This window comes from Caulobacter sp. (genome assembly GCF_049283275.1).
Lineage (GTDB): Bacteria > Pseudomonadota > Alphaproteobacteria > Caulobacterales > Caulobacteraceae > Caulobacter.
On record NZ_JBAPVS010000363.1, the window covers coordinates 1 to 10,327 of the forward strand.

Genomic DNA, 10,327 nt, shown 5'->3' on the forward strand with positions numbered 1-10,327 from the left:
GATCCTCCCCCTTTGGGGGAGGTGGCCCGGAGGGCCGGAGGGGGTCGCACGGCATTTGACTTCCGTAGCGAAAGAAGACGAACCTTCGCGTGCGAAACAACCGAAAGCCGCCACGTGACCTCCTACACCGACCTGATCGCCGCCATGACCGCCACCGAGACCGGCTTCATTGCCCATGTCACCGACGACTGGCGCCAGGGGCGGACCACCTATGGCGGGCTGAGCGCGGCGCTGTGCGTCGAGGCGGCCCAGCGGACCTTCCCCGACGCCCCGCCCCTGCGTTCGGCCCAATTCGCCTTCGTCGGACCGGCGACGGGGGAACTGTCGATCCAGGTCAAGCCGCTGCGCCAAGGCAAGTCGACCCTGTTCGTCACCGTCGACCTGGTGGGCGAGCAGGGCGTGGCCACGCACGGGGTGCTGACCTTCGGCGCGGCGCGGGCTTCGGTGGTGGCCTATAGCGAGGTCCCCTGCCCCGCCGTCGCCCGGCCTGAGGCCTGCGGGCCCTTCTTCCCGGGCGAGCGCGGCGGCCCCGATTTCACGGGCCAGTTCGAGGTGCGCCTGGCGGGCGGCGCGCGGCCGCTGTCGGGCGGAGCCCCGGAATATCTGCTGTGGATCCGCCATCGCGATCCCGCCGCCCGCTCACTGTCGGCCCTGGTCGCCCTGGCCGACACGCCGCCGCCGCCCGCCATGACCCTGTTCCCGACCTTCGGGCCGATCTCGACCATGACCTGGGCCCTCGACATCGTGGGCCTGCCAGACATGCACGACGACGGCTGGCGGCTGCTGCGCAGCCGGGCAGAAACCATCGGCGAGGGCTACTCGGCCCAGGAGATGCAGCTGTGGGACGCAGCCGGAACGCCGTTGATCGTTGCGCGCCAGAACGTGGCGGTGTTCATCTGAGGGCTGAGCTGTTGGGGGAAAACGCGTGATCCGGAAAACCTTGCTGATCGGCGGCGCGGCGGCCGCGCTGCTGGCGCCCGCGGCCGCCGCCCAGGAGGCCAAGCCCTCGGCCGTGACGGCGACCCAGACGTCGCTGGCGGCGATCAAGGCCAGGAACGACCAGCTCCACGCCGTCATCGCCCTGAACCCCCATGCCTTGGCCGACGCCCGGGCGCTGGACGCCGAGCGCAGGGCCGGCAAACTTCGCGGGCCGCTGCACGGCGTGCCGATCCTGCTGAAGGACAATATCGAGAGCGCCGACGGCACGGCCACCACCGCCGGCTCCCTGGCGCTGAAGGACAACGTCACCGGTCGCGACGCCCCGCTGGTCAAGCGGCTGACCGCCGCCGGCATGGTCATCCTGGGCAAGGCCAACCTGTCGGAATGGGCCAACATCCGCTCGAGCCACTCGATCAGCGGCTGGAGCGCGGTGGGCGGCACGGTGCGCAACCCCTATGTGCTGGACCGCAGCGCCTGCGGCTCGTCCAGCGGCTCGGGCGCGGCGGTGGCGGCGGGCCTGGCCCCGGCGGCGATCGGCACCGAGACCGACGGCTCGATCACCTGCCCGGCGGCGATCAACGGCCTGGTCGGGATCAAGCCCACCGTGGGCCTGGTGTCGCGCACCCACATCGTGCCGATCAGCCACAGCCAGGACACCGCCGGCCCGATGACCCGCACGGTCACCGACGCGGCCCTGATCCTGACCGCCATCGCCGGCTCCGATCCGGCCGACGCGGCCACCCGTGAGGCCGACGCCCGCAAGTCCGACTACGCCAAGGGCCTGTCGAAGAACGCCTTGCAGGGCGTGACCCTGGCCGTGGCCCGCTTCTACACCGGCTATTCGCCGGGCACGGACGCGGTGTTCGAGCAGGCGCTGAAGGACCTCAAGGCCCAGGGCGCGACCCTGGTCGAGGTCAAGGATTTCGACGAGGGCCCGATCGGCAAGGCCGAGGGCGTGGTGCTCTACACCGAGCTGAAGGTCGACCTGAACGCCTACCTGGCCTCGACCGACCGGGCCAAGGTCAAGACCCGCACGCTGGAGGACCTGATCGCCTTCAACAAGGCGACCCCCAAGGAGCTGGAATGGTTCGGCCAGGAGAGCTTCGAAAAGGCCCAGGCCACCAAGGGCTATGACGATCCGGAGTACATCAGGGCCGTTGCGGACGGAAGGCGCCTGGCCGGGCCAGAGGGGATCGACAAGATCCTGAAGGACACGGGCGCGATCGCCATCGTCGCTCCGACCACCGGGCCGGCCTGGACCATCGATCCGCTGAACGGCGACCACTACGGCGGCTCGTCCACCACCCTGCCCGCCGTGGCCGGCTATCCGCACCTGACCGTGCCGATGGGCGAGGTCGGCGGTCTGCCGGTGGGGCTCAGCTTCATCGGCCCGGCCTGGAGCGAAGCGTCGTTGCTGAACCTCGGCTACGCCTACGAGCAGGCGACGATGAAGCGCAAGGAGCCGCAGTTCCTGCCGACGGTGGCGCCCTAGAAGGCATCCTCCCCATAGGGAGAGGATATCAGTTGTTCGGCCGGACTCAGCGTCCGGTGGGCATGTCCTTGAACGCCACGTCCTTGTCGACCCGAACGTCGCCCGGCAGGCCCAGGACCCGTTCGGCGATGATGTTCTTGAGGATCTCGTCGGTGCCGCCGGCGATCCGCAGACCCGGAGCCCACATCAGGCTCTGCTGGAACGCCGCCTCCATGGGCGACAGCGCCGGATCGGTCAGGATGCCGTATTCGCCTTGGGCCTCGACGGCGGTGTTGGCCAGGTCCTGCAACTGGTTGGCCGAGATGATCTTGCCGATCGAGCTTTCCGGCCCCGGCGTCTGTCCCCGCGACAGGGCGGTCATGGTCCGGAAGCGGGTGAACTTCAGCCCCTGGGAATTGACGTACCAGTCGGCCAGCTTCTCGCGGAAGGCCTGGTCCTTCAGGGCCGGACCGTTGGCGCCGGACAGACCGCGCGCCAGCTCCATCACCTGCCGATAATCCGGACCGGCCGAGCCGCCGACCGCCAGCCGCTCGTTCATCAGGGTGACCAGGGCCACCTTCCAGCCGTCGCCGACCGCGCCCAGGCGCTGGCTGTCCTTGACCCGCAGGTCGGTGAAATAGACCTCGTTGAACTCGCGTCCGCCCGACATCTGGTGGATCGGCCGGCACTCGACCGCCGGATCGCGCATGTCGATCCAGAACATGGTGAGGCCCTTGTGCTTGGGCACGTCAGGATCGGTGCGGACCAGCAGGATGCCATAGTCGCAATGGTGGGCGCCGGTGGTCCAGACCTTCTGGCCGTTGATCACCCAGTCGTCCCCGTCCTTCACGGCGCGGGTCCGCAGGGCCGCGACGTCCGAGCCGCCCGCCGGTTCGGAGAACAGCTGGCACCAGATCTCCTCGCCCTTCACGGCGGGCGAAACGAAGCGCTGCTTGGTGGCGTCGTCGGCGAAGGCCATGACCGTGGGCACGCACATGCCCAGGCCGATGGTGAAATAGCCGTAGCCGACGCCGGCCTTGGTCTCCTCCTGGCCGAAGATCACCGACTGGATCGGCGTGCCGCCGCCCCCGCCGATGGCCGCGGGCCAGGTGATGCAGGCGTAGCCGGCGGCGGCCTTGCGGGCCTGCCAGGCCTTGCCGGCCGCCATGTGCTCGGGCGTGGTGGGCTTGGGCTCGCCGTGCTCGGCGCGATGTGCGGCGGCGGCCTGGACCAGCCAGGCGCGGGCCTTCTCGCGATAGGCGGCTTCTTCGGGGGAATCGTTGAAATCCATGATCGTGTCTTCCCTTGAGCCTTGGCCTAAGCCGCGTTCTTCTTCTCGAGTTCGCTGACCAGCCGCTCTTTCCACAGCTTGGGCGAGCCGGCGACCAGCGAGAGCTGCCGCGAGCGGCGATAATAGAGGTGGCAGTCGACGTCCCAGGTGAAGCCCATGCCGCCGTGCACCTGGACGCTTTCCTTGCTGGCGAACCAGAAGGCGTCCGAGGCGGCGATGCGGGCGGCGGCGGCGGCGGTCGGCAGTTCCGGCGCGTCGACGTTCAGGGCCCAGGCGCCGTAATAGGCGTTGGAGCGGGCGACCTCGTTCTTGACGTACATGTCGGCCATCTTGTGCTTCATCGCCTGATAGCCGGCGATCACGCGGCCGAAGGCGTAGCGGCCCAAGGCGTATTCGCGGGCCATCTCCAGGCAACGATCGGCGCCGCCCAGTTGTTCGAAGGCCAGCAGAACAGCGGCGCGGTCGAGGATCGCCTGCACCAGCTCGAACCCCTGCCCCGCCTCGCCCAACCGGTCGGCGGTCGCGCCGTCGAAGGTCAGCCGAGCCACCCCGCGGGTCGGGTCCAGGCTCTCCAGGGTCTCGACCTTCACGCCGCTGGCCTTCAGGTCGACCAGGAACAGGCCGGGGCGACCGCCCTCATTGGCCAGCACCAGGGCCATGGCCGCCGCGTCGCCGTCGGTGACCGGGATCTTGACGCCCGAAAGCTTGCCGCCCTCGACCTTGGCCTGCAGGGCCGAGGGGGTGATCACGCCGGGACCTTCCGAGGTCGCCAGGCAACCGATCAACTCGCCGGCGGCGATGCGCGGCAGGATGGTGGCCTTCTGGGCGTCGCTGCCGTGGGCCATCACGGCCTCGGCCAGGACATAGACCGTCGAGGCGAAGGGGATCGGCGCGACGGCCCGGCCCAGCTCCTCGGCGATGGCGCACAGCTCCACCCGACCCAGGCCCAGGCCGTTATACTCCTCGGGAATAGCCGCGCCCAACCAGCCCTGTTCGGCGACAGCCGCCCACAGCCCGGCGTCGTAGCTCTTGGTCGGATCATCGAGCACGCCGCGCGCCACCGAGGACGGACAGCGCGCGGTGAGGAACTTGCGCGCCTCGTCCTTCAGGAACTTCTGGTCGTCGGAATAGTCGAAATCCACTTGGATTCCCTCCCTTGGCGCCCGCTCTTGTGGATGGCGGCGCGTCTCGGAAGGCACGATGAACGATCGTTCGCCCGAGGGAAAGACTGCCCTCGCGTCAAGGATTCCCGACGTTGTCGAGACGGGCTAAACCGCCTCGACCTTCGGCGCGTCGGGAGCCGCCCGGAAGTTGCCCTTCTTCCAGGCCCAGTACAGCACCACCACCGCCACGAGCGTCCCCACCACCATGGCCGGGACGGAGGCCTCGGGCCCGAAGTCGCCGCCGCTGAGCCAATCGGGGGCCCCCGGCTTGGGGTTGCTCAGATACAGGCTCTGCTTGACCTCGATGCCCGACACCCGCGCGCCCCAGATCCAGCCCTGGGCGAAGTTCCAGGCCGCGTGGACGCCGACCGACATCCAGATCCGACCGGTCAGCATGTAGAACGCCGCCAGCATCAGCCCGGCCTCCACGGCGATGGCGATCGCCGCCATCGGGCTGGCGTTGGGATTGGTCAGATGCAGAGCGCCGAACAGCGCCGCCGAAAGCACCAGGGCCGGCCAGGCTCCGAACGCTCGCATCAACAGGCGCAGCACGATGGCTCGCAGAACCAGCTCTTCCATGAACCCGGACGAGATGCCGACGATGATCATCCCCCAGGGCGACGCGGCGCGAGGCCCGCTCACCTCGTACAGTCCCAGACCAACCAGAAGACCGACCACCACGCTGAGCATCACCGCGCCGATCAGAAGGCCGATCAGCAGCTCCGCGATCGCCGGTCGCAACGCCAGTTCGGACGGCCAGCGTCCCTCAGCCAGACGCACAATGCCCGCATACAGGCCGTAGGCCACGACGCAGAGACCCAGGGTCGCCAGGGCGCGCAGCGCGCCCTCGCCCTTGATCGCCATGCCGGGCCACAGCTGAACGGCGGCTATGGCCAGACCGAAGATGAAGAACAGGGCCACGGCCCAACCAAACGACCGCAGCCACCGCAACGGCCCAGCATGCAGGAAGCGCCGCGAACCGATGTCAAGACCGGCGACGGGCTGTGAAAGGTCCGTATGCGACATGAAATGGTATCCCCCAAAGCTGACCGCAGCTTCAGCGGGATAAGAGCCGCCATCAAGTGAAGAACAATTCAGGTTGGCGGCCAGTCTCGGCCTGAACCTGCACGACGCAGGCGACTATGCGAGGTGAACTCGACCGCCGGCCGCACGACGCCCAGGTCGATCTCACCACCGCTCGGCGTCAGACGCCAGCAGCGCCGCCCGACCCAGATCAGCACCTCCAGCCCGTCGGCCGCACCGGCCGCGGCCCAGCCGCGCAGCGTCGCCTCGAACGGCGCGCGCCGCCAGGCGGTCGGCTGGGTTGGGTCGAGCTCGACATTGATCACCCGACCGCCCTGCCCCGCATGCAGCACGAAGCCGCTGCGGTCGGGCCGCCAGGCGTCGTCCAGACGTTCGTCCAGCAACCAGTCGCAGGCGAACTCAGCGCAGCCCTGGGGGCGGACCTCATAAATCCCGCAGCCCTTGTCACGCTTGTAATAGCGGCACCAGACGTGCGGAGCCTTCTCCAGCTCGCGCACGCCGATCAGCTTGCAGCATTGGCCGCACGCGCCGCATTCCCGATCAGACATCGCCGCCCCGCTTCCGGTCCGGCCTTTGTCTAAGGGCTAGCGGCGCGCCCGACTAGAACCGATAGCCAACACCCGCCGACACGACCCACGGGTCCAGGTTCACCTTGGACTTCAGGGCGCCGCCATTGATGCTGGCGTCGGTCTCGAACCAGACCTTCTTCACATCGACATTGAGGCTGTAACGGCCGGTCAAGGCGACATCAGCGCCGGCCTGCAGCGCGTAGCCGAAGCCGTCGTCCAACTTGACCTTGAAGCCGTTCTTGTCCTTGTCGCTATAGAACAGCATGTAGTTCAGGCCCGCGCCGACATAGGGGCTGAACTTGGCCGCCGGGTAAGGGTGGTATTGCACCGACACCACGGGCGGCAGCACCCAGGTCTTGTGCACCTCGACGTCGGTTCCCGGGCCCACGGCCTTGACCGTGTGCTGGGTCGTGCCGGCGATCACCTCGATGGCGATCTTGTCGGTGACGAAGTAGCTCAGCCCGATCGTCGGCATCACGTCGTCCGAGACCTCGGCGCGCAGGCCGGTCGCCGCGCCGGCGGCGGTCACGATCGAGTCCCCCGCGTCGGGGTTGACGTCCGTGGCCCGGACATTGAGCATCCAGGTTCCCTTGGCCTTCGGAACAAAGGCGTCCTGGGCGTTGGCGGTCGATGCGGCGAACAGGCCGACGGCGGCGAGCGCCAGGATCGGGCGGATGGCGATGGTCATGGGATATCCCCTTCTCTTGGACGGGCGTCGAACAACGCCCTCGCGACAGGAGATGCCGCCGCCGCCGGCCGCGAACTTTGATCTTGAGCAAAGACCATAGTTTCCGTGGGTGAATTGCGGTCACTACCTATAGCGTCCGACCTCTTTCTCGCTTGGCGCCTCTCGCCGCCGGGGCCTGGCCCGCCTACATTGCCTCCATGCGCACAGACACGCCCCAGGCCGTCCGGCTCTCGGACTATCGCCCGTTCCCGTTCCTGATCGAGACCACAGAGCTGGAGTTCCAGCTGGATCCCGCCGCGACGCGGGTCAAGGCGACGCTGGAAATCAAACGCAGCGGCGCGGCGGGCGAGGCGCTGTTCCTGAACGGCGAGCGGCTGAAGCTGATCTCGGCGGCCATAGACGGCCAGGCCCTCAGCGCCAATGAATACAGCCTCGACGGCGAAGGCCTGACGATCCACCAGGTCCCTGACGCCTTCGTCCTGACCACCGAGGTCGAGATCGATCCGTCGGCCAACAAGGCGCTGATGGGCCTCTACATGTCGGGCGGCCGGTTCTGCACCCAGTGCGAGGCCGAGGGCTTCCGGACCATCACCTTCTTCCCGGACCGCCCGGATGTGCTGAGCCGCTTCACCGTGCGGATCGAGGCCGACGCGGCGTTCCCCTATCTGTTGAGCAACGGCAATCTGTGGGAAGGCGGCGAAGTAGACTCCAGCCAACCGGAAGGCCGCCACTACGCCGTCTGGAACGACCCTTTCCCCAAGCCCGCCTATCTGTTCGCCCTGGTGGCCGGCGAGCTGGACGTCCTGGAAGACAGCTTCGTCACCATGAGCGGCCGCACCGTGGCCCTGAAGGTGTTCGTCGATCCGGGCCAGGCCCCGCGCGCCGCCTACGCCCTGGACGCTCTCAAGCGTTCGATGAAATGGGACGAGGAGGCGTTCGGCCGCGAGTACGACCTGGACCTGTTCATGATCGTCGCCGTGCGTGACTTCAACTTCGGGGCCATGGAGAACAAAGGGCTGAACATCTTCAACAGCTCCCTGCTGCTGGCCCAGCCCGAGACCGCCACCGACATGGACTACGAACGCATCGAAAGCGTCGTGGCCCACGAGTATTTCCACAACTGGACCGGCAACCGCATCACCTGCCGCGACTGGTTCCAGCTGTGCCTGAAGGAAGGCCTGACCGTCTTCCGCGACCAGAGCTTTTCCGCCGACATGCGCGGCGAGGCGGTCCAGCGGATCAAGGACGTCAAGGCCCTGCGCGCCCGCCAGTTCGCCGAGGACGCCGGGCCCCTGGCCCATCCTGTGCGGCCGTCGAGCTATCTGAAGATCGACAACTTCTACACCGCCACGATCTACGAGAAGGGCTCCGAACTGATCCGGATGCTCAAGACAATCCTGGGCGCTGCGACCTTCCGCAAGAGCCTGGATCTCTATTTCGATCGCCACGACGGCGAAGCGACCACGGTCGAGGCCTTCATCGCCTGTTTCGCCGACGCCTCGGGCCGCGACATGAGCGACTTCTTCGCCTGGTACGAACAGGCGGGCACCCCGACGGTGTCGCTGACCCACGTCTATGACGAAGCGGCCAAGGCGCTGGAGATCACGCTGACCCAGTCGACCGCGCCGACCAACGGCCAGCCGGTCAAGCAGCCGTTGCCCGTACCGGTGACCATCGGTCTGCTGGACGGCGAGGGCGAGGCGCTGCGGGGCAGCGAGGTGGTGATGCTGGACACGGCCGCCAAGACGGTGCGTTGGGAGGGCGTGGAACGCGCCCCGATAATCTCCGCGCTGCGGGGCTTCTCGGCGCCGGTCAATCTGACCACCGACACCCGGCCCGTCGACCGCTACGTGCAGTTCGCCGCCGACCCGGACCTGTTCAATCGCTGGGAAGCCGGCCAGACCCTGGCCCGCGAACTGATCCTGGGTCGGGCCTCCGACGCGCCCGACGAGGTCGGCGAGGAGCGCTACGCCGACGCCTTGGGCAAGGCCCTGGTCGACGAGGCCTCGGATCCGGCCTTCAAGGCGCTGCTGCTGGCCCTGCCCACCGAGGGCGATCTCAGCCTGGCCGTCGATCCGGCCGACCCCGCGGCGATCCACGCGGCGCGGAGCCACCTGAAAACCATCATCGCCGTGCATTTGGGCGACCTGCTGCGGCGACTGCACGGCGATCTGCAGAACAGCGGCGAGTTCTCGGCCGACGCCCAGGCGGCGGGCAAGCGCGCCCTGCGCAACGCCTGCTGCGATCTGCTGGCGGCCGATCCGCACGCGGTCAATGTCGAACGGGTCGTGGGTCACTTCGAGAACGCCGCCAACATGACCGACGCCATGGGCGGCCTGTCGTCCCTGGTGGCGATCGGCGGCGCGCCGGCCGAAAAGGCCCTGGCCGCTTTCCACGCCCAGTGGCGGCACGAGCCGCTGGTGCTGGACAAATGGTTCGCCGCCCAGGCCCGCGACCCAGGCGAAGGCGCGATCGGCCGGATTCTGGCCCTGACCGCCCACCCCGACTTCGACTCCGGCAATCCCAACCGCCTGAGGGCGCTGGTCCAAGGCTTTTCAAGCGGCAATCCCGCCCGTTTCCACGACAGAAGCGGCGCTGGCTACAGCTTCCTGGCGGACCAGATTCTGGCCGTGGACGGCTTCAACCCGATGACGGCGGCCCGACTGGTCGAGCCGCTGGGGGCTTGGCGACGCTACGTGCCCGAACTCGGCGCCCTGATGCGCGAGCAACTGGAGCGCATCCGCGGCCATGTGGGCCTGTCGAAAAACGTGCTGGAGCTGGTCTCTCGAGCCCTGGACTGACGACCTGGACCCCACAAACGTTGAGCGTGAGGCGATTCTCCGAAACGCCGGTTGCGACTAAAAGGCTCATGCCGGGTCAAAACCTCGGTTCGTCGGTGACGCGCCCCTTTGCCCTGCGGTAGATTCACCATGTCGGCGAAGTGACTCGCCGAGGGTTGCGGGAGCACTTGGCGTTGGAGCGTGGCGGGGCGAGAACCGGGAGGCTGGCGGGAGCTGGTCTTTCGGCGGCGGGCGCGGCCCGCTCGCGCGCCGCGCGGTCGCCGTCCCAGACCTATGTGCGCCTGGCGATCCTGGCCGCCCTGCTTCTGCTGTCGATCTATACGGCCTTTGGCGTCAACCGGCTCAAGAACGAGGCCAAGGC

General features: G+C 68.2%; 9 protein-coding genes. 4 read left to right on the forward strand and 5 right to left on the reverse strand.

Annotation, left to right across the window (positions count from 1 at the left end; genetic code table 11):
• Positions 1–114 precede the first annotated feature (114 nt).
• Both WAL33_RS20675 and WAL33_RS20680 read left to right on the forward strand, forming a co-directional pair.
• The gene (locus WAL33_RS20675) at positions 115–900 is read left to right on the forward strand and encodes a thioesterase family protein (RefSeq protein WP_422183809.1); all 786 of its coding nucleotides are present in this window, start codon (positions 115–117) and stop codon (positions 898–900) included.
• Between the two features lie 25 nt (positions 901–925).
• On the forward strand, positions 926–2,431 hold the full coding sequence (locus tag WAL33_RS20680) for an amidase (protein ID WP_422183811.1): 1,506 nt from the start codon (positions 926–928) through the stop codon (positions 2,429–2,431).
• A gap of 46 nt (positions 2,432–2,477) precedes the next feature.
• Here the strand turns inward: WAL33_RS20680 and WAL33_RS20685 are convergent, their stop codons facing one another.
• From WAL33_RS20685 to WAL33_RS20705, 5 genes are all read right to left on the reverse strand, one after another.
• Positions 2,478–3,701 (reverse strand): acyl-CoA dehydrogenase family protein, encoded by a 1,224-nt coding sequence (locus WAL33_RS20685; RefSeq protein ID WP_422183812.1) that lies wholly within the window; start codon positions 3,699–3,701, stop codon positions 2,478–2,480.
• Positions 3,702–3,727: 26 nt separating this feature from the next.
• On the reverse strand, positions 3,728–4,843 hold the full coding sequence (locus tag WAL33_RS20690) for an acyl-CoA dehydrogenase family protein (RefSeq protein WP_422183813.1): 1,116 nt from the start codon (positions 4,841–4,843) through the stop codon (positions 3,728–3,730).
• Between the two features lie 126 nt (positions 4,844–4,969).
• Complete coding sequence (locus WAL33_RS20695; protein ID WP_422183815.1) at positions 4,970–5,890, reverse strand: CPBP family intramembrane glutamic endopeptidase; 921 nt, start codon at positions 5,888–5,890, stop codon at positions 4,970–4,972.
• Positions 5,891–5,958: 68 nt separating this feature from the next.
• Positions 5,959–6,456 carry a YkgJ family cysteine cluster protein gene (locus WAL33_RS20700; protein WP_422183817.1) on the reverse strand — a complete coding sequence of 166 codons (498 nt, stop codon included), beginning with the start codon at positions 6,454–6,456 and terminating at the stop codon, positions 5,959–5,961.
• Between the two features lie 52 nt (positions 6,457–6,508).
• The gene (locus tag WAL33_RS20705) at positions 6,509–7,165 is read right to left on the reverse strand and encodes an OmpW/AlkL family protein (protein WP_422183818.1); all 657 of its coding nucleotides are present in this window, start codon (positions 7,163–7,165) and stop codon (positions 6,509–6,511) included.
• Positions 7,166–7,362: 197 nt separating this feature from the next.
• Here WAL33_RS20705 and pepN point away from each other — a divergent pair, with 197 nt between their 5' ends.
• Together pepN and WAL33_RS20715 are read left to right on the forward strand one after the other, a co-directional pair.
• Complete coding sequence (gene pepN / locus WAL33_RS20710; protein ID WP_422183820.1) at positions 7,363–9,966, forward strand: aminopeptidase N; 2,604 nt, start codon at positions 7,363–7,365, stop codon at positions 9,964–9,966.
• A 167-nt stretch (positions 9,967–10,133) separates the two neighbouring features.
• Positions 10,134–10,327: hypothetical protein (locus tag WAL33_RS20715; RefSeq protein WP_422183821.1), on the forward strand; the 194-nt coding region annotated here is incomplete at its 3' end.